Genomic DNA, 20,258 nt, shown 5'->3' on the forward strand with positions numbered 1-20,258 from the left:
TTTCAGCGCGCACTTGTCAGGAATGGGCGTTCGGCACATAACCGGTAGCCGCGACTTGGCGGAACCAGTAGCCGGATTTTTTCAACGATTTCGTTTGATTGCACAAATTATTACGGATCAGGCCGTACCGATTTTTATAGGCATTGAGCCACGACCAGCAATCAATGCCAGTCCAGACAAAATAGCCATGGCAGTTGGCACCGGCTTCTATCGCCTGATGTAGGAAGCGCAGGTGATCGGTCATAAATTGAATCCGGTAATCATCCTGCACCACCTCGTCTTGCAAAAAGCGCTCCTCGTCAGCAACGCCGATCCCATTTTCCGCCACAAACCAGTCGATATTCCCGTAGCGGTTTTTGATGGTCATCGCAATGTCATATAGCGCGTCAGGATAGATTTCCCAGCCTTTGTCGAGATTCATTTTCCTTCCCGGCATCGCATACTCGTCAAAATAAATGTCCGGCAACCACGGCTGTAGGCTGTCAGGTGCCACATCCGGCGCCTGCACGCGACAAGGATGGTAATAATTCACGCCGAGTATATCAATGTGATTGTCCGCAATGACCGCCAATTCCTCAGGCGTTGACGCCCACAAAACATGATCCTGCCTGAGTCGTTCGACCAGCGCTTCCGGAAAACGCCCATGAATGGCTGGTTCCAAATACAGGTCATTAGCCCACAGCTCCGCGAATCGCGCCGCTTCCCGATCACCAGCGGACTGGGAGGCCGGATAAACCGGCGTCAAGTTGATAATCGTGCCGATAGTCGCATCCGGATGCTGGTTGATCTCGCGAAATGCCGCCACCGCCTTGGCACTAGCCAAATTGAGGTTATACGCAACCTGAACTGCCGCCTTACCGTCAACCAGATTGGGATAGTGAAATTGATATAAGTACTGCCCGTCCACAATCACCTTGGGCTCATTAAACGTAAACCAGTGCGTCACCTGATCGCCGTATAGTTCAAAACACCGCCGCGCAAATTTCACATACAGATCGACAACGTGCTTGGACTGCCAGCCGCCATAACGCTGCTGCAAGGCAATAGGCAGATCGAAATGATGCAGGTTCACATATGGCGTGATCCCCAGCGCATGCATCGCGTCAAACACGCGCCGATAATAATCAGCGCCTGCCGGATCCACCGTGCCCGCCTCAAGATCATCAATCAACCGCGTCCACTGAATCGAAATCCGCAACGCCTGAACCCCCGCCTGCTTCAACAGTTTCAGATCCTGCTCATAATCGTTATAAAAGTTTGACGCTACATCCGGGCCGACATTGTGATAAAAATCCTGCGGCCGCGTGTGATAATGATAATCAAAGATATTTTCATGCTTTTTGTGAAACGTACCTTCTGCTTGGGGACCGCTTGTGGCCGCACCCCAGGTAAAATCAGCTGCAAATTGGATGGCCATCACTTCCTTTCTAGCGGATCAAACCGGCTTGACGTTGTTGTTGAAAATGAACCGCCGCGCCATACAGATTGGCATCGGCTTGAAACTTGGCAATCCGAATAACCGGCCGCACCGGTGCCAGTTCGGTTTGCGCCATGACCGCATCCAGCGCAGCTTCCAAATCGGCCAATAAATGTGGATTTTGGGAAATCCCGCCGCCAATGACGAAACAGTCTGGATCAAAACTATATTGCAAATTGAAAATGGTCGTGGCCAGAACATGGAACATGCGCTGAACGGCTTTTTTGGCTTCCTGACCACCCTTGTGTGCCTGCTCATATAGCGTTTTGCCATCCAGGTGAGTACCGTGGCGCCGATTGTAACGTGCCACCGTGTTAACCAGCGTGCCAAGATGGCTGACGGAATCGTCATCGCCGTGCCACATATAACCGAATTCGCCACCCATCAGATGACGGCCCCGATGCAGCTGACCATTCAGAATCACCGCCCCACCAACGCCGGTTCCAAGCACCAGAAAAATCGCATCGCGCACATCGGCAGCCGCACCTGCCTGAACTTCGGCCAACGCCGCGCAGTTCGCATCATTTTCGATTGTGACCGGCAGCTCCAAGCGATTGGTTAACTCGGTCACGATCGGAAAATGGTGAATATAAGGCACCGCACTGGCACCCCGAATGATGCCGGCCGCTTGATCCACGACGCCGGGACTACTGATGGCCACACCTGTCACTTTGGTCGTCTGTCGCAACGCCGCCACCTGTTGTTGCAGGCACTGATAAAAGGCTGTCAACGTTTTCGGCGTTGTAACCTTGGTTTGCTGAAAAAGACCGGTTTCGGCACTGTAGCCACCAAATTTGATCGTGGTGCCGCCAATATCGATCACCGCTAAACTCATCGCAATCCTTCCTGTTCCTGTTGCTGAATCACATCAAGCGCCAACTGACAAAACGTCATATTCGCCCACGAAAACCACGTGCGGGTATATTGCAGCGGATCATCCTTTTGAACACCTTCGTGACATTGACCGGTTCCGCCGGTTGTCGCCACCAGCAATAACAGCTTGGCCATTTTATCCGCGGCGGTCGTTGCAACCAAGCCTTCCATTGCCACGGCAATCGGCCAGACGTACTCTGGCGGCGTGTGTTCGCTGCCGATACCAGTCAACATTTTTCCTTCATAGTAATAAGGATTCTGCGGACTGAGGATAAACGCCTTGGTGGCCAGATAAAGCGGATCATCCGCGGCGATGGCGCCTAAAAACGGCAGACTCAACAAGCTTGGCACATTGGCATCATCCATCAGGCGGGCGTGTCCAAGGCCATCGACCTCATAGGCCAGTCCTTGTTCCCCACTTGGCAACGTTTGAATCGCGTAAGTCATGACGCCTTGCTCAATCGCTGCCACCAACGTCTGTGTCCGCTTGGCCAGTAACCGCTCATCAACCGGCATTAACGGCAATAAGTGGGTCAAAACCGTTTTGGCTAACAGGTTGGCCGGAATATGAAAGCCATATTCACACCGATTGTCGCTGGGTCGAAAACCGTCCCAGATCAGGCCGGTCTCGCCAATCGGATTGCCTAATCCGTTGTTGGGCAGCGTATCGTTTTCATCTGTGTCCGACCGCCGAAAGAAATATGGCGACCGTTCATGATGCTGCTCCTGTTCAAAAATCGTCAGAATCAGCGTGAAGGTGGCCCAAAAGTCGATGTCAAAAATGCTGGCATCCCCGGTTTCGGCGTAAAGATTCACCGCCAACAGCAATGGCGCACACAGAGTATCGATTTCAAATTTTCGTTCCCAAACTTGCGGCGACATCGGCCGATCGCTTTCGTCATCTGCCCGCCAATGCGCGCCACTAGCCGTTTCATTAAAGGCGTTCGCATAAGGATCAAGCCGCACAAAAGCCAGCTCACGGCGCAACACCCCTTCAAGTATCGGCTTCAGGTCAGGAATGTCCTTGATGAGTTGCACATACGGCAGCACTTGGAACGTTGCATCCCGCAACCACATTGCCGGAATATCGCCAGTCGCGACAAAATACGTACCATCAGGTTGACGGCGGGTCGCTTTAACCAGCGCGTCGGGTAATAATGTCCGAAACATTGTCTGGGTCGCTGTATCCGGTAGTGGATGGGCTTCAGCATATTCCGTTAAGGCTGTTGCCAACGCTGACTTTTCTTCCATATTATGCGTGCTCCTTTTCTGCCACTGACGGCGATTGGCGCGGGTAGATGCCATAAGTCCGAATCTCCCCCGGTTTAAATGCAGGCAGTTCGAATATCGTTGCATCGGTTGCGACTGTTTGCCGAACCTCGTTATTGAGATTCAACAAGCGAACACTGGCGGATTGGGCAAATTGAAGCGTCGCTACTTCCGTGTCAGTTTGATCGGTCGGATTGTAAAGTCGAACAAGATATCCGGTACCATCCGAAGTGGCGCTCACGCTGGACACGACCAATCCCGAACCGGTTAACTCAATCGCTGAATGATGCCGCAATGGCGTCTGATTTGCGTTAATCGGGAAGTATTGCAATGGGGTGGTAAAGCGATCAATTGTCTGGTTTTGGTAACCCAGACTGCCAATCGCCAGTGCCTGCACCCGGCGCTGTAATTCAACCGGATCAAAGGTGGCATCCAAACAAATACCGCCGCGCATGTGCCGTGTTCCCAACAGCTGACTGTCAGGAGTCGGCACATACCGAGTTTGCAAGCCGGACGCATCCCCCGGCCGGCGCTTCAAATCTGGCCGACCGAGGTAACCGACACCACGAAACATCGTCACTGCTAACTGATCAAACTGCTCGCCGACAATTTGGCACTCTTTTTCACCTAAACCAAGGAATGTCCAACTGGTCTTTTGATCGTGACTGTTGGCAAAATGAATCAGTGGCCGCAGCGCAGTGGGCTCCTCGTGATAACCGATGGCTTGCCAGTCCTTCAGATGCGGATCGATGACCGGACGCGCTGCCACGCCAAAGGGAGTATCGGCATAGCTATCTTTTGCCTTGATTGGCGTCTTAAGCACCAGCCGCAGTCGGTGATCGCGCACCGTATTCTCGACCGTCAAATCAAATCGGATCACGGGATCATCACCGGCCAGTTGCAACACCAATGTATACGGCATCATAACGCCGGCCTTTTGCGCCTTGCGATCGGCCAACTTGCCTGGTAACTGCCAGCTTCCCCGGAAAATCAGGTCACTCACCAACTCACCTTGATGACCGGTCACCTCGGCCTGCGCAAGTGACAAGTCAAGCAGCCAGTCTTGGTCAGGTGGTGAGTAATCATACGTATCCCCGGCATCACCGCCATCCTCGAAATGAAGCGGATCGACAAAGGTTTGCTGCGTGCGATGATCCGTCAACAAGAGCTTGCCACCCTCAAAAGTCAGCGTGTAAACCCCGTTGCTAATCGTGGTACTTTTGGTTCGCAACGGCAGCGGCTGGTGCGCCGGCTCAAGCGTCAAGCCCACCCAATCCAGCGCATCAATGGCCACTGGCACCGCAATGGTCGTTCGATAATAAATGTCGGGCTTCTCCTGTGCGGGATCACCGCGCAAAATGGCGTTGTCGACTTGTTCTTGCTTCAACACCTCAAACGCCACCGGTTCGCCGGTTTCATCTTTCAGGTTAAAATGCGGTTCGCGCGTTGCCACCGTGATCTGACCGGTTTGGTGAACCGGTTGAATCGTCGGGTTCCAAAAGAAAATATTCAACGAATCCGGGGCATTGCTAGCCAACTTGCGTAATAAATAGTCACGAAGCGATTCCGCCAACTGTAAGGCATCCGTGCCGCGCTGGGCAATGTCGCGATTTGTCTCATCCGAATTGCAACCGCCGGAAGAATCATGCGCCTGACCGCGGGCAATGCTTTTCCAGATGGTTTCAACGATGCCGGACTGGGCTTCAATTCCGTGGTGTGCCGCAACGGCCATCAGCGGTTCAACGACATCGACCATCAGATGTTCGAGCCGATCATACAGCGCCTTTAAATCAGCGCGTGACGAGTAAATGCCGCGATGAATTTTCGAGGCGGACGGATCCACAAACTCGCCTTGATAAGTTGGCAAATCCGGCGTTTTCGCCAAGTCCTTGAAAAAGTCCGGATAATTGTCTTCTACCAAGTCAAATTCATCTTGTTGCGCATTGGCGATTTGCAACCGATCCTTCAAATTGAAATCAACCGCGCGCTGGTCACCGCCCACCGGCAAAACCAAATCATGCGCCTGCGTATCGGTGGCAATGCGGTGAAGTAAACTCGCCACATCGTCATTTTCAATCAGCTCAACGCCGGCATAGTAGCCGTTTTTAATATTCGCGGCCAACACTTTGGAGCCATCATTGGCGGTCCAGTAAAAGTAACGCGCGTTCTTTTCATGCGGCATCCCCCGCCAAAAGACGGTCGAGCTGATGTCAAAGCCTTGATAAATCTTTGGCATGTCCTGCCCCTGCCCGAATGAATCCGGCAGATAGCCGATTTTCATAACGCCGCCTAAATCAGCAGCCAGTTTGTGCCCAAGTTGCAGGTTCCGCACAATCGATTCGCCACTGGTGACCATCTCGTCAATTTGCGTATACCACGGCCCGACGAACAGCCGCCGTGCCTGAATAAACCTGCGCATCTGATCACGCTGTTCGGGATTGGTCTGCAAATAATCATCGACAATTGCCATTTGCCCATCCAATAAATAAGCATCCAGCTGATTCTTCTCAAGCCCCTTTAACACTTCCGCCATGTGATAAGCAAACTGAACTCGGGCCTGCTGACGCGTGAAGTACCATTCAAAATCCCAATGTGTGTGGGCAATCACGTGAACTTTTTGCATTAATCAAATTCTTCTTTCTGTCTTCATGCCGTATCTACCAACTATGCGGTGGCCAGTCGCCGTTCACTGCGTTGATTCATAATGACAAACGGTGCGTAGAGGAAAATATCGATAACAACCAAAACGGCCGTCAGAATCACCGGACTCATATGCAACCCACCCAGGATCCAAGTGCTGACAAAAATCGGCTCATTGCCCGAATTCAAGACGACAAGCGGTACCACCCAGCCAATCGAAGTCACCACATACGCCACAATCGCGTTAAACAACGGCACAAAAATCCACGGAATGAACATGATCGGATTCAAGACAATCGGCAAGCCAAAGATAACCGGTTCGTTGATGCCAAAGCACCCCGGCACCAAGGCCAGTTTGGCCACTTCCCGTTCTTTTTCACCTTTTTTGGTAAAAATCAGCATGGCGATGATGAGGCCAAATGTTGCCCCTGAACCACCGATCATCGCGTAAACGTTGGTCATCGTGTTCGGCGCAATCGAGATGCCGGCAAAACTTTTGGTTTCCGCAAACTTCGCCACATTCTGCAGGAATAACGGCAGCCAAAACGCGGAAACAATCCCCCAGACAATGTTGAAGCCGTGCAACCCAAGGAACCACAGGATCTGTTCTAATAAAATGACAACAATAATAGCTGGTAATCCGGTGCCGACTGTCAGTAACGGCTTAATGATGACCGTTGAAATCAGCTGAATTAAACTGGTGTAGCCCATGGCCTGAAGACCGATCCGCGCCAGTCCGAACAACAGCAAAACTTCGGACATTGGAATTAAGGCAAAAAACGAGTCAAACACATTTTGCGGGACGCTTCCCGGCATCCTGATGGTGAACTTGGACCGGCTGAAGGAAGCAAACAGCGCAACGGCTAACATCCCGACAATCAAGCCGGTAAACATTCCTTCATAACTGAACAGCGACGCCGCAAATCCTTCAATGACTTTAGCTTTAGGATCGGCGAAGTTGACGTTGTTCGGTACCATGACAAAATAGGCGGAAAAGGCCAACAAGGTGGCAATGATGACATTCATGCCTTTGTTTTCATCGCGCCGCTTTAATTCAACTGCGTAGGAATAGGCGCTGGAGACAACCACAATCAAGCCGACAATGCCAAGCGTGGCAACGCCGAGATAACCAAAGAGCTGACTCAAACTCGCCAACCAACCCCAATTTAAATGTTGCGACTTAATCAACGCATCCAGTTGCATCTTGATCAGGTTCGAAAACGATCCAATCACCGTAAATGGAATCGTCCGAACAAAAGCATTCTTAACAGCTTGGAGAATTGTGTTGTTCTGCACCCACATCGAAGCCTTCAATAACGGCTCCTGAAGCTTATCCACATTGAACTTCATCATGCATCACCCCTAAGTAGTTTTAAAAAGAAAACGTTTTCCAACATCGTCAGTTTACCGGTTTCCCCAATTTTTGTAAAGTCTTATTTATATTTTGTATATACAAATTATGCGATGTTGTCAGATAACGCTGGCTCAATCTTGACTAGCTTGAAAATATGGCTTATCAAATCATTCGCTTATGTTATAATCGCTTAACAAGTAAGCCATTGAGGTGACGGTGTTGTATCTTTATTCGGAAATTTATTCAGACATTAAAAAAGACATTTTAACGAACCACTATCGCGCCGGTAAGCCGCTGCCCACACAAAAAAAGCTGGCGGAAACTTACCACACCAGCCGTTTAACCATTAAAAAAGCGCTAAAACTCTTACAGGATGAAGGCCTGATTTACAGTCAGCAAGGATCAGGTAGTTTTGTGCGTGCTCGGGCAACTGAAGACGACAAGGAACTGCTACCGCTCGATGCACCAATTGGGGCGACCTATTCCCACCGCGATCAAAACATCTCCAGCAAACTGCTGTATTTTGATGCGCGCTTGCCCAATGAAACCGAGCAGAAAAACCTTGCCATTAAAAGTAATGAACCCGTCTATGACATCAAACGTGTTCGCCTCATCAATGACCGGTACTACAGCCTTGAACACACGATCATGCCCACTAGCATCGCACCGTTAGACAAGGATATTCTGAAAGGCTCCATTTACGATTACCTCGGCAACCGTGGCATTCAGCTAACCGACGCCCGCCGCATTTTATACGCAACCGAAGCCGACGCCGAAACCGCCGACGCCCTTGATATCAAAAAAGACAGCCCGGTACTCGTCATTGAACAAACAGCATACGACCAAAAAGGCCACGCATTCGAATACTCGGTTTCGCGGTTCATTCACGATCACTCCCGGTTTGTTTTAAACATTCACCGAAAATTGCCGGATTTTTTGGGGTGATACTGTTGTTTGAGGTCACAATTTGCCGAATCGGTGTCCCATTATGACACCACTACAAAGACACCAAAAATAGGTTGAGTCATAATTCGGTAAGAACGTTCATAGATTAGTAAATCCCGAACAATCAAAAAAGCTTAGGCAATCAGTTCTATGCCGTGCCAAACTCCGCAATCTCCGGCGGGCTGAGGGCTGGCGACCGCGAAGCTAGAGTGGTGGGCACGACTTAGAGCCTCTGCAAAACCGGCAGAGTCTCTAAGCTCGGCCTTGTACTACGCCGGGAAGACCGCCCGGCTAGTACAATCTCACCACTGAGCCCGCCCCGCCTACGCTTGCTCCGCTTTGGCACTATCATCTTAATAATTCTAACCAATTTATCTAGGAATACTAAAAGCGGACATACTCCAGTTATTGTTGGAGAGTATGTCCGCTTCTGTATTGTGGCTGTGAATTATGACCGCGCTTTTTTAATTTATTTATTTCAAAACGCTAAGCCTTTAATGGCTGCTTCAGCATCCCATCAGTTGGCTTGCCGCATGATTGGTAGCTGTCCAGCAAGCCCAACTTCATGAAGACGGTTTGTTGATACGCAATCTTCGCGTTCCATTCGACGGTCTCCAAGATTTCGGTGGCGTGATGCAAGTCTTCAGAGGTAATCAGGACACCATGGCTATTTAGCAAGAAAATATGCTCTTTTGCTGCATCCCCAACCTCTTTGAGTCCATTGTAGACGGTATCGGCAAGTTCCTTGGAGCAGGCCGGCGCGTATGGCAGCACGCGGATCGGCCCGACTTCTCCGGTGACCTCGGTAACGTTCGGCATGTCCAATCCAGCCGTTGCCCAGAACATCGACTCTTCGGCGTGTGAATGATACACGCAACGGATTTTGTCATTAGCCCGATAAGCTTCTTCATGCATATTGATTTCGCGGGTTAAGCGACCAACCCCATCAATCTGCTGATCGGTTTCAAGATCCACCACCAAAATCTGAGTCGGTTGAAGCTTTGCGTACCAAGCTTCTGACATCATCGTTGGCGTCATGATCAGATAATCCTTGCCTGCTTTAATATGAATTGAACCATAGTCAAAATCCTTGTCAGCGGTAATCCGGACACTAATATTACCGCCCGCCACATTGGTGTTCTTGCGGACAAACATCTCCCGCGCAACTGCTGCTAAATCCTTCCGTTCTTCTTCAAAAACATATTGTTCCGTCATTTTGTATTTCCTCCGTTATTTGCACGTTGCGCCAGCAAAACTTTGCGACGCTGTGCCAACCGTTTTTCCCGTTTTCGATCATAATCACCGAACAGGATTGGATTGACTTTTCTGTACAGAATCAAAGTAATGAGGCCTATCAAGAGACATAACACGGTATTGCCGCCTAACAAGGCAATCGAGACGCCAAGAGTATCGATGAAAACCAGTAACGAAGCCCAGGTTTTACTCATGCTTATCACCCTTATTCTGCTCGTGACTGGTTTGACTGAAATCCAAACCGCTAAGATCATTTAAATCAACATTGTCTGCTTCATTATTTTGCGGGGATGACGTTTTCTTGCTTTCGTTAGAAGCTTTGGCATCACTGAAGTCCAAGCCACTCAAGTCATTCAAATCCACGTCATCGGCATTGTCATTCGTATCTGACACTGCTGGTGCTGCCGCCGCAGTAGCCGGGGCCAAGGTGCCATAACGTTGACTAGGCAATTTGATTTTATTTTGATCCCGGTACAACCAGATGAACCCGAGTGTCCACAGAATTGCTAATGCGATCGCCCACCATTTGCCATTAAAGGCTTGGGCAAAGAAGAGGCGGAAATCAGGTCCTTCAAAAGTTGACCATGACAACTGTTGTCCGGCTTGAACCTTGACCGTTCCGGTTGTCTTCGCCAGGTTCGTGATCACCGGGGCAAAATAGGTGGCGCCATACAGGAAAATCGGTGTTGTAATGATACCCAACGTAATCATGCGTAACAGATTCGCCCCTGTCAGTAACAGAGCCGCATTAACAAAGGACAGATTGATGATGCCGGCAAATGGTAACACTGTGTTATGCGGTAAGATCATCGCAAAAATCAACATAATCGGCACCAGGATAATCACGGTGACCCACAGCTCATTGCGCCCGGCAAGAATCGGCCAATCAAGTCCGATATAAACTTCACGGCCTTTAAAATGCTTTTGCATGAAGCCACTCATCGCATCGGCAATGGGTTGCAACGCCGTCATGAAAAGTTTGGAAATCATTGGAAACAGCGTCATGGCTGTCGCCGCTTTAACCGCTAAGTTGAGCGAGCCGGAAATGGAATACCCAGCACCAAATCCAAGCAGTACCCCGATCAACGCACCCATCACGGTGTTGTCGCCCCAGACACCGATTCTTTTCTGCAAAGCATCAGCATCAAACGGCTTGTTCATGATCGGAATAAAATCAAGCAATTTATTCAGCGGCTGTAAGATCACCGCAAACAGCGTGATGAAATGTGGCACTGTGACTCCCGGCATCCCTGTCAGATCCTCGATATGCCGATGCCACATGTCGCCGGCTTTTAATTCAAACACGATCTGAATCCCGGCAACCAAGAAACCAAAGAAGACATTATGCGTAAAGTACAATACAACAACATAAGTGAAAATTTTGTTCCAGACATTCCACATATCAACGTTTAACGTTTTGGTCCAGTTAAAGGTCAACATGACAAAATTAATGGCTAATAATAACGGGAAAAACAGAAAGGCTGATTTATACGACCATGTGATCGCCGCTACGCCTGTCCATCCTGCATCAATCGCATTAAGACTTAGGTGGAATAGCTTAGACATGGATTTGGCGGCGGGCGAAATGGCATCCATCATGTAGTTCACAACCAAGGTCATCCCGGAAAAGGCAACCCCTAATGTCAACGCAGCCACAATCGATTTTTTGAACTTCAACCCAGCAACCAATCCCAGAATCAGCATGATTAAGGGAACAAACACCGGTCCCCCGAGATTCAGGATATAATTAACGACGTCTTTTAGAATCGTCACGATTTTTACCTCCTCACAACTTAACCCGCGATGCAGTTGATCGTTTCACTTAAAAGGCCAAAACCTGCTGCATCGGTGCGCGTGACATAAGACGTCACTTGCCAGCATTTTGCATATTCTTCAAAGCCTGAATGATTTGTTTGTACGACTTTTCCGGATTCATATTCATAAAGATCGGCATGCCATTAACCACCGCAATATGGTTTTCTTTAGCTAAGTCCTCTAATTGCTGATTCGGCTTGGCGATCCAAACGTAAACGTCGTAGTTGTGCAATACTTCAGGTAACTGCTTAAAATCGGTTGCATCCACCGACACACCTTTGACATTATGAGATTCAAAGAAATCCTTGATTCGACTGGCCGTAGCCTCGCTTGATGCAACGCCTGATCCACATGCAACAACAATCTTTGCCATAATAATTGCGCTCCTTTTTTAAATTATTTTCCTGCAACTTGTGCTTTAAACGTGTTAACAAAGAACTCATACATCGCTTCCGGATCACTGATCGCCTTGAACTTGGCGACAAATTTTCCGTTCTGTAACAAATCCATGAAGATCTGCAAGAGTCCAACTTGCTGGCTTGAATCCGTGATACCTAGAAAGAACATCGCGGTCGCATCTTCCGGCTTGTTATAGCCCATCTGTAAAACCCGCACCGGCTGGGCATTTTTGACAATCGCCATAAATGGTCGGTTGACGTTGACAGGATCGGCATGTGGCAACATCACGGATATTTCCGGAAAAACAATGCCGGTCGGAAAGGCATCTTCTCGTCGGTTCAATGCCGCCTCATACGTGTCCTTGACGTAACCAGCGGCCTGAATCTTTTTTGCCACATCTCTGAACAATCTTTTGCGATCAGCAGCATCCTCATTCAAAAAAATCAAGTCTTTGTGAATCATTGTGCTATAATCCATAACTAGCTCCCCTCAATATGAAAAGTTGAATCAATTGTTTTGAACCTTCTTGAATCTTTCCCCTCATCACATTATTAATGCTAAAGCGCTTACAGGCCTATGTCTACGGTATTTAGCAAGGTTCATTGAGGTTGAGAATCGTTCACGAAACTCAGCCAAACTGGTCCAAAATGATTCAACAAAAATCAATTGAGGGAAGCGTTTACCATGTCACAAAGTCCAGCTAAATTTGAGCGGTTAAACGAAATTATTCAAATTTTGCGTGATACGCCGCAAATTAGCATTGCTGATCTCAGCAAGCAAATGTTCACCAGCAAATCAACACTGCGCCGCGATCTGATCGAGCTTGAAAGAAGCAACATCATTCGCCGGCAGTATGGGATGATTCAGCTGCTGCAAGGCAATAACCTTGAATTTACGTATGAAAAAAGACGCAACGAAAACGCGCGTCTTAAACGATTGATTAGTCGGCAGATTGCTGCCAGAATCCCCAGCAATGCCGCTTTTTTCATTGATGGCAGTTCAACCTTTTTCAGTCTGCCCGAGTTACTCCATGAACAAGTCGGGCTGCATGTCATCACCAACAACGTCAACATGGGCCTCCAATTCAATTCGCTGAACAATGTCGAAACCATCATTGCTGGCGGCAAAATGGTGGCACGAACGGCCACAACACTTGGCTCGACCACTGTTCGCGAAATTCAAAGTTTTCACCCTGATTTTGCCCTGCTATCAACCAGTTCAATTGATGCTGACGGCATTTACGTCGCCGATCCGGAACAGGCAGCAGTCAAAGAAGCCATGATTGATGCTGCTAAGTGTGTGATTTTTGGGATTGATTCAACTAAATTCGACCAAAGTGATTACATCCGCATTACCAACATGGATCAAATCAACGAAATCGTCACCGACAAACAGCCGTCTTCAGCCTATCAACCTTTGTTTGAAAACTACCATATTCAGCTCACGTATCCGCATCAAAATCATTAGAAAAGCACAAAAAGCACCTCGTTGCAGCGAACGAGGTGCTTTTCTTAAATTCATGGGAGGTATCGCAAACAATACTTGTTGGTTCAGACTTTGAGTGTCACCTTGCTGATCAAGGTATCACCATGGAGAAATTCCGGATTTGGTGTTAGGTCAAAACGTTTGGCTAACTGTTCCAGATTTTCATCCGTGATTTCGTTGATGATGCGGCCACCTTGCGCCTGAATGGCGGTGTAGATGGTTGCCGCTTTTTCAACGGTTTCGATCAGGCCATAGGTTTCGTCGATGGAGTCGCCAGCACCGAAGATGCCGTGCTGTGGCCACATCACGAGGCGGAATTTGGCCATTTTATCAGCCGTAGCCTGCCCGATTTCATTGGTTCCCGGGGTCATGTACGGCAAGACGCCAATGCCTTCGGGGAACACAACGATGGATTCGGCTTGCATCTTCCACAGAATGCGGGAGAACAGTTTCTCTTCTAGCGGCAGGGTAAAGGACATGGCCACAAGATTGGTTGGGTGGCAGTGCATCACGATGCGCTGGTTAGGATCAACCTTGAGGCGCTGAATATGCGTCATCAAGTGTGCCGGGAACTCACTGGTTGGTTGCCCGCCGTCATTGAAACCCCACAACAGATTAACGCTGTGACCATCTTGGGCGATCTGAACGAGTCCGGTATCACGTGCCGGGAAGTCCTTCACGTTCTTGAAGTAGCGCCCGGTTCCGGTAACCAGAAAATACTGGCCGGCAAGTTTGCTGGCATCAAACTTGATCGGAATGTTGCGCTTGACCTCGTGAACATCACCATAAGGAGCAATTTCAGCTTCGGTCAGCCGATAGCTGACGTTACCGCCATTGCGTTCGTCCCAACCGTGTTGGTAGAGATTCCATGTCACTTTACGCATCTGCGTCACATAAGGGGATTCTGTAAAACTTTGGGTATATTCTGGATTCAGAAATTGTTTCTTGTTATCCATTAGAGGTATTCCTTTCAGAATCTGCTGAATTAGTGAACCAACTTGGTGTCGCGCTTGAACTGAACATCCTTTTCATACTGATGAATGTTGTTCATCCAGTCGAAGCCAACCGGGGTGTTGTGATCCTGGCAGAACTTGTCCCAAACAGCACCGAATGGGAAGGACTTCAATTCTTCGGTTTCAATCAAACGAGTGGTGAAGTCAGCGTTCAATTCGCTCTTCTTCAACTGATCGATCGGTGCCAACATTGCCTGCAGCAAGCTCTTTTGCGTTGCGCGAGCGCCGACAACCCAAGCAGCAACCCGGTTGATCGTTGCGTCAAAGAAGTCAAGGCCGATGTGGGTGCGATCAAGATAGCCGTCACGAACTAAGGAACGGGTGATCCGAATCAAAGCGTCGTCCATGATGACAACGTGGTCAGAGTCCCAACGAACCGGACGAGAAACGTGCATGAACAAACCTTTGCCGAATGGGAAGAATGCGCTGAACTTGTCAGACACATCTTCAGTAGGATGGAAGTGTCCGGCATCGATGGTCCAGAGTTTGTTGCGGCTGATCGCATAGTTTTGATAGAACTCATGTGAGCCGGTGGTGTAGGATTCAATCCCGGTACCAAACAGCTTGCCTTCGAAGGATTCAATCGTATTCTTTTCCGGAAGCGGATCCTTGATGATTTCGTCCAAAGCCTTCAACAAGCGCAGACGAGGGGTCTTCTTGTCAATTGGGTTATCTTTGAAGCCATCTGGGAACCAGAAGTTGTTGACAACCTGGCTGCCTAACTTTTCACCGATGTAGTTGGAAATCTCCCGACTGATCTTGCCGTGACGGATCCAGAAATCGCGAACCTTTGGATCCGGTGATGAAACGGTCATGTTGTCTTTAACCATTGGGTGGGAGAAGAAGGTGCCGTTAAAGTCAAGGCCGATGCCTTCTTGCTTTGCCCAATCAATCCAATAATCGAAGTCTTCAGGCTCCAAAGTATCCAAGTCACGCTTCTTGTCGGTAACGGCATAGATAGCGTGCAATTGAACCCGGTGCTTGCCTGGAATCAGGCTCAGGGCTTCGTGTAAGTCGCCGGACAATTCATCCGGTGTACGGGCGATGCCAGGATAGTTACCGGAAACCCCGATACCACCTGTCAATGCCTGGTTCGGGAACAGGAAACCATGAATATCATCGCCTTGCCAGCAATGGACTGACAAAGGTACCTTTTCCAATTCCTTCATAGCGGCGTCTGTGTCGACACCGATTTCTGCGTAACGTTGCTTGGCAACTTCATATGCCTTATCGACTTCTTCTGGTTTAACCATGTGATAAACGCTCCTTTTTTGAAAATGATTTGAAACTACTTGTTACCTAAATGAAAAACCGACTTAATCCAAGTGGAAAACTTCATGCAGATCAACTGCTACCGGACTGTTATCCGGATTGGTCTTCATGAGTGGCTCCATGTAGGCCCACCACTTTTTGCAAATATCGGTGTTGGCAATCTGGTTGTACTTGTCAACATCCGGCACTTCCAGATAAGCAAACAATTCACCGTTTGCTTTGTTCAAGTAGATGGAATAGTTGGTGGCGCCGTATTCCTTGAGTGCTGCCTTCATTTCCGGCCACAACTCATGGTGCCGCTTTTCGTATTCGTCGTACTTGTCAGGATAGACATACATGACTTGGCCAATGCGTGCCATGATCAAACCGCCTCCTTAGATTTTGCAGCTGCCTTTGTCGGCTTTGCTGTCTTCATAAATGCTTTGTACTTCGTCAACACATCAGGATAGGCTGTCGCATTCGGTTGATAAGTCTTCAAGTCAAAGGATTCCCTGATTAACTTGCGACCTGCCACCACGTCTTTAACCGCACCAGTCGTAATCATTTGAACCAGCAAATTACCGATCGCGGTTGCTTCACTAGGGCCGGCGACCACTTTGATGCCGGCAAGATCAGCGGTCAGTTGATTCATCAACGTGACGTTTGAGCCACCGCCAACAATGTTGAGGGTGTCGATCGGATCGGCAATGATAGTGCTGAGTTTCTGAATCTCGTTGGCATAATACAGTGCCAAGTTTTCATAAACTGCCCGGGTGAGTTCGCCCGGAGTTTCAAGTTTGGCCTGACCGGTTTCCGCAACGTATTGCTGCAGCTCCTTGATCATGCTCTTCGGATTCTCAAAACGCTTGTCGTTGACATCGATGAAAACTCGGAATGGTGCGACTTTATCAGCCATTTCCGCCAATTCATTGAAGCTGTATTGATCCTTGAGTTCGCGCTTGATGCACTGCACGATCCACAAGCCCATGATGTTCTTCAAGAACCGGTACGTCCCATAGGCGCCCCATTCGTTGGTGTAATTTTCTTTGAAGGCATCCTGACCATTTTCCGGCGTGTTTAGTTCTGCTCCGAGTAAGGACCAAGTGCCGGAACTCAAGAATGCCCAGTGATCACCAAGACCCGGCGTACCAACAACGGCACTGGCAGTGTCGTGAGTGGCAACCGTAATAACATCTGTGTCTGGAATGTCATACTTCATGTGCCACTTATGACTGATCTTGCCCAGCGGCGTGCCGGATTCGACCAACTCAGGGAATTGATCTTGCGCGACGTTGACTTCTTTTAGCAAATCCTTGTCGAACAGGCCTTGGCGCAAGTTGAGCATCTGCGTGGTTGACGCATTCGTGACTTCAGTGACTGCATTACCGGTTAACACGTACCCGATATAATCCGGAATCATCAAAATCTTATCGGCTTTGGCCAGATCGTCACGTTCCTCTGTGTACAGCTGATAAAGCGTGTTGAAGTTCTGGAACTGAATGCCGGTTTTTTCGTAGATATACGACTTAGGCAGCTCTGATGTGAGCTTACTGATGGCGCTGTTGGTTCGCGCATCCCGGTAGCTTACCGGATCGTGCATCTTTTTACCATCAGCCCCAACCAAGACGTAATCAACGGCCCAGGTATCAATGCCCATATCAATCAGCGTATAACCCATCTTTTTGACTTTTTCCAAGCCAGCGAAGATTTCATCGATAATGTGATCAATTTGCCACCGATCATGCCCATTTTCCTTTTTAAAACCGTTCTTGAAGCGGTGGACTTCTTTAATTTTTAATTGTCCGTCAACGACAGCACCGAGCATCAGGCGTCCGCTTGAAGCACCGATGTCAACTGCGACGTATGCTTTCATAAAATTGCACCTCTCTTACCAACAACATTGACGACCGCGTTTCTTGGTACAGCACGCGTTCATTTTTCAAAACTATTTGTCTGGATTCATCATCTGCTGAGCGACCGAGTTACCGGCAGCTTTATCTTTGGCCGCGGTATCGCGATCAGCTTTCGCCTTTTCATCATCAGTGAGGAATTTATCCCCATATTGTTCACGGGTGATTTCTTCAAGGCTCTTGCCACGGGTCTTGGGGGTCCAGATCGTCCCAATGACCAAGGAAACGAGCAACAGGCCGATCATGAAAGTACCAGCGACGGTGAAGCCCAAGCTGCTGAGAATGGCCGGGAAAATAATGGACCAAACACCGGCGCTTGCCCGAACAACGAAGAACATCACACCTTGTGAACCTGCCCGGAACTGGGTCGGGAAGAGTTCGGTTGCCCACAGTGCGTACCATGCCTGAGCACCAATGCCGGCACTGATACCCCATAAAGCAACGAATGCCCATAAGCTCCATGACTGTGCCATGCCGGCATAAGTCAGGATAATCCATGAAGCGGCAGCCATTGCCGCGCCAACGAAGAAGAAGATTCGGTGGTTAGCTCGGTCGCCGTACTTAGCAAAGCCGAAGTAGGTTGCAACCGCGGTCAGGATCCATAGAACTGCCTGCAACATGTTGGCTTCCTGGTTGGACAAGCCGCCCGCCGTTTCGTAAACATACGGCATGAAGAAGCCCATCGCGCCGGCAACCAAGTTCCAGAACATGTAAACGCCGATTAAGAAGAACAACCACTTAAGCGAAGTTTTATTGGAGAACAAGGTGCGATATGGATGGGATTTTTGACCGGAAGACTTTTCAAATGCCTTGCGATCCTGCCATGCCTTGGATTCGCCAAGACCACGTTGTAATAACCAAGCAACAAAGGCAATCACCGTTAGCAAGCCAAACAATATCCGGTTACCTAAAAGACCCATTGGTGCGAGAATGGTTCCAAGAATGAAAATAACGGCTGGTCCTAACGACCAAGCAAACTGTGATACCCCGATGTTCTTAGCACGATTATCATTTTGCGATGTTTCGGAAATATACGTCCAACTAGCAGGAACACCGGCACCAACTGCTAAACCAGTAATCAGAAATCCAGTGAGCAACATTGGAAAACTAACCGCAAACATCACTAAAATCGTTCCAAGCATATAAACCAACATGTCATAGGTGTAAATTAATTTACGCCCAAACTTATCTGACAGCGGACCGCCGATCAGCGCGCCTAGTGCCGCCCCGAACGCATTCGCCGAGAGTGCACCGAGCAAGCCGACTTGAAAACTGCTTAGCCCAAAATGTTGGGTCCACAGCGTCAAGCCACTGGCGCCGGCCACGATGCTGCCAGAATCCAGGAAGTTCGTAATCGAAACACGAACCGTGGATTTTAACGAGCTTTTCTCTGAAGCCATTGTGTTACCTCCTGAACATTTATAATTTTGTCATCGCTTACAGTTAACATTTAACCGCTTACATGGTATGGTCACAATGTCAGATAAATATCATGAGTGGAACATAACCACAGGAGGCCATCATGGAACTATCAGTCTTAAAGCAACTGGAAAGCCTAACGACAATCGAAAAGCAGCAAAAAAACCGGCAGATCTTCAGTGACGATATCCCGCCGACTGCCATCGACCTGCAGGAGTCAAAAGAGTTTAATGTTCCGGTTTTAAACGATTATTTTTTTCGCAACCACGCCATTTACGTCAGCAAGCACAATCGCTTTGCACCGTATCCGATGCACACCCATCAATTTTTTGAAATGAATTATATGTTGCAAGGTAACGCCAACGAAACCGTGAACGGCGATCGGGTGCACTTGTCACAAGGTGATTTGCTCCTATTGGATATCGGTAGCGAGCACTCGATTGATGCGCTTGGGGAAAATGACATCCTCATCAACGTCCTTTTCCGTGACCGCAACATCTCGCTCGACTTTCTCAACCAAATCCAAAGTCAGCAAAGTGTCCTTTACGACTTCATGATTAACCATTTACGAAAAGAGAAAACCGAGAAACGCTACATGGTTTTCCGCAGCGGCATGCATGATATTCGCACGTCACTGGAACGCATCATCGAGGAATACTTCCGGCCGCGACCATTTTCCGACACCATTATTCAAGCAGAATTAACCGTGCTGATTGCCGAATTGATTCGCGGCAATGAACCGACCATCGATGACCCATCGCCGGCCCAAAAGCTAGCGGTTAAGCTGCTTAATGACATCCACAAGCATTACCGCGACTTGTCGTTAGAAGATCTTGCCAATAAATATGCCTATAACAAAAACTATTTAGGCAACCTATTCTCCAAAGAAGTCGGTAAAACTTTTTCCGAAGCCTTGACCCAAGAACGGCTGATCAATGCTCGGCGGCTCATTCAAAACACCAAGAAACCGATCAGTGAAATCTGTCTCGAAGTCGGCATTAGCAACAAGAGCTTCTTTTATCACAAGTATCATGATCTTTTCGGCAATACGCCTAAGGACGATCGCCAGCACACCAATGGTTACATCTCGCCAAACCACACCAACCCACCGTTAACTATTCTGTAAATGTGTTCCGAAATGTTTCACATTTTGA

The 20,258-nt window shown here is 48.8% G+C and carries 18 protein-coding genes; 3 read left to right on the forward strand and 15 right to left on the reverse strand.

Going from position 1 to position 20,258, the window contains the following annotated elements:
* Nucleotides 1–16: 16 nt before the first annotated feature.
* From LACSTY_RS13110 to LACSTY_RS13130, 5 genes are read right to left on the reverse strand one after another with little or no spacing between them, the layout of a single operon-like run.
* A complete protein-coding gene (locus tag LACSTY_RS13110; RefSeq protein WP_087912955.1) occupies nt 17–1,417 on the reverse strand; it encodes a glycoside hydrolase family 1 protein in 1,401 nt (466 codons plus the stop codon).
* Nucleotides 1,418–1,427: 10 nt separating this feature from the next.
* A complete protein-coding gene (locus LACSTY_RS13115; RefSeq protein WP_087912956.1) occupies nt 1,428–2,312 on the reverse strand; it encodes an ROK family protein in 885 nt (294 codons plus the stop codon).
* The gene (locus tag LACSTY_RS13120; protein ID WP_087912957.1) at nt 2,309–3,601 is read right to left on the reverse strand and encodes a glycoside hydrolase family 125 protein; all 1,293 of its coding nucleotides are present in this window, start codon (nt 3,599–3,601) and stop codon (nt 2,309–2,311) included. The genes LACSTY_RS13115 and LACSTY_RS13120 overlap by 4 nt, the downstream gene beginning before the upstream one ends.
* 1 nt (nt 3,602) lies before the next feature.
* Entirely contained in the window at nt 3,603–6,242 is a 2,640-nt protein-coding gene (locus tag LACSTY_RS13125) for a glycoside hydrolase family 38 N-terminal domain-containing protein (RefSeq protein WP_087912958.1), read from the reverse strand.
* A 41-nt stretch (nt 6,243–6,283) separates the two neighbouring features.
* Entirely contained in the window at nt 6,284–7,609 is a 1,326-nt protein-coding gene (locus tag LACSTY_RS13130; RefSeq protein WP_087912959.1) for a PTS sugar transporter subunit IIC, read from the reverse strand.
* A gap of 223 nt (nt 7,610–7,832) precedes the next feature.
* Here LACSTY_RS13130 and LACSTY_RS13135 point away from each other — a divergent pair, with 223 nt between their 5' ends.
* The gene (locus LACSTY_RS13135; protein ID WP_087912960.1) at nt 7,833–8,558 is read left to right on the forward strand and encodes a GntR family transcriptional regulator; all 726 of its coding nucleotides are present in this window, start codon (nt 7,833–7,835) and stop codon (nt 8,556–8,558) included.
* Between the two features lie 486 nt (nt 8,559–9,044).
* Here the strand turns inward: LACSTY_RS13135 and LACSTY_RS13140 are convergent, their stop codons facing one another.
* From LACSTY_RS13140 to LACSTY_RS13160, 5 genes are all read right to left on the reverse strand, one after another.
* On the reverse strand, nt 9,045–9,773 hold the full coding sequence (locus LACSTY_RS13140; RefSeq protein WP_087912961.1) for a class II aldolase/adducin family protein: 729 nt from the start codon (nt 9,771–9,773) through the stop codon (nt 9,045–9,047).
* Nucleotides 9,770–10,006, reverse strand: coding sequence for a hypothetical protein (locus LACSTY_RS13145; protein WP_087912962.1), 237 nt, complete (start codon nt 10,004–10,006; stop codon nt 9,770–9,772). Before LACSTY_RS13145 ends, LACSTY_RS13140 begins: the two co-directional genes overlap by 4 nt.
* Nucleotides 9,999–11,585: a PTS galactitol transporter subunit IIC gene (locus LACSTY_RS13150; RefSeq protein WP_087912963.1), complete on the reverse strand. Its 1,587-nt coding sequence runs from the start codon at nt 11,583–11,585 to the stop codon at nt 9,999–10,001. The genes LACSTY_RS13145 and LACSTY_RS13150 overlap by 8 nt, the downstream gene beginning before the upstream one ends.
* A gap of 94 nt (nt 11,586–11,679) precedes the next feature.
* Entirely contained in the window at nt 11,680–12,000 is a 321-nt protein-coding gene (locus LACSTY_RS13155; RefSeq protein ID WP_025013320.1) for a PTS sugar transporter subunit IIB, read from the reverse strand.
* A 23-nt stretch (nt 12,001–12,023) separates the two neighbouring features.
* Nucleotides 12,024–12,503, reverse strand: a complete 480-nt coding sequence (locus tag LACSTY_RS13160) for a PTS sugar transporter subunit IIA (RefSeq protein ID WP_087912964.1) — start codon at nt 12,501–12,503, stop codon at nt 12,024–12,026.
* A 207-nt stretch (nt 12,504–12,710) separates the two neighbouring features.
* Here LACSTY_RS13160 and LACSTY_RS13165 point away from each other — a divergent pair, with 207 nt between their 5' ends.
* Nucleotides 12,711–13,493 (forward strand): DeoR/GlpR family DNA-binding transcription regulator, encoded by a 783-nt coding sequence (locus tag LACSTY_RS13165; protein ID WP_087912965.1) that lies wholly within the window; start codon nt 12,711–12,713, stop codon nt 13,491–13,493.
* Between the two features lie 83 nt (nt 13,494–13,576).
* Here the strand turns inward: LACSTY_RS13165 and rhaD are convergent, their stop codons facing one another.
* From rhaD to LACSTY_RS13190, 5 genes are all read right to left on the reverse strand, one after another.
* Complete coding sequence (gene rhaD / locus LACSTY_RS13170; RefSeq protein ID WP_025013738.1) at nt 13,577–14,467, reverse strand: rhamnulose-1-phosphate aldolase; 891 nt, start codon at nt 14,465–14,467, stop codon at nt 13,577–13,579.
* A gap of 29 nt (nt 14,468–14,496) precedes the next feature.
* Entirely contained in the window at nt 14,497–15,777 is a 1,281-nt protein-coding gene (locus LACSTY_RS13175) for an L-rhamnose isomerase (RefSeq protein WP_087912966.1), read from the reverse strand.
* 63 nt (nt 15,778–15,840) lie between these two features.
* Nucleotides 15,841–16,155 (reverse strand): L-rhamnose mutarotase, encoded by a 315-nt coding sequence (gene rhaM / locus LACSTY_RS13180; protein WP_047107002.1) that lies wholly within the window; start codon nt 16,153–16,155, stop codon nt 15,841–15,843.
* Between the two features lie 2 nt (nt 16,156–16,157).
* Complete coding sequence (rhaB, locus tag LACSTY_RS13185) at nt 16,158–17,648, reverse strand: rhamnulokinase (RefSeq protein WP_087912967.1); 1,491 nt, start codon at nt 17,646–17,648, stop codon at nt 16,158–16,160.
* A gap of 72 nt (nt 17,649–17,720) precedes the next feature.
* Entirely contained in the window at nt 17,721–19,085 is a 1,365-nt protein-coding gene (locus LACSTY_RS13190; protein ID WP_049172779.1) for an MFS transporter, read from the reverse strand.
* A gap of 122 nt (nt 19,086–19,207) precedes the next feature.
* Here LACSTY_RS13190 and LACSTY_RS13195 point away from each other — a divergent pair, with 122 nt between their 5' ends.
* A complete protein-coding gene (locus LACSTY_RS13195) occupies nt 19,208–20,230 on the forward strand; it encodes an AraC family transcriptional regulator (RefSeq protein ID WP_087912968.1) in 1,023 nt (340 codons plus the stop codon).
* Nucleotides 20,231–20,258 lie beyond the last annotated feature (28 nt).

The organism is Lacticaseibacillus styriensis, from assembly GCF_030770295.1.
Classification (GTDB): Bacteria; Bacillota; Bacilli; order Lactobacillales; family Lactobacillaceae; genus Lacticaseibacillus; species Lacticaseibacillus casei.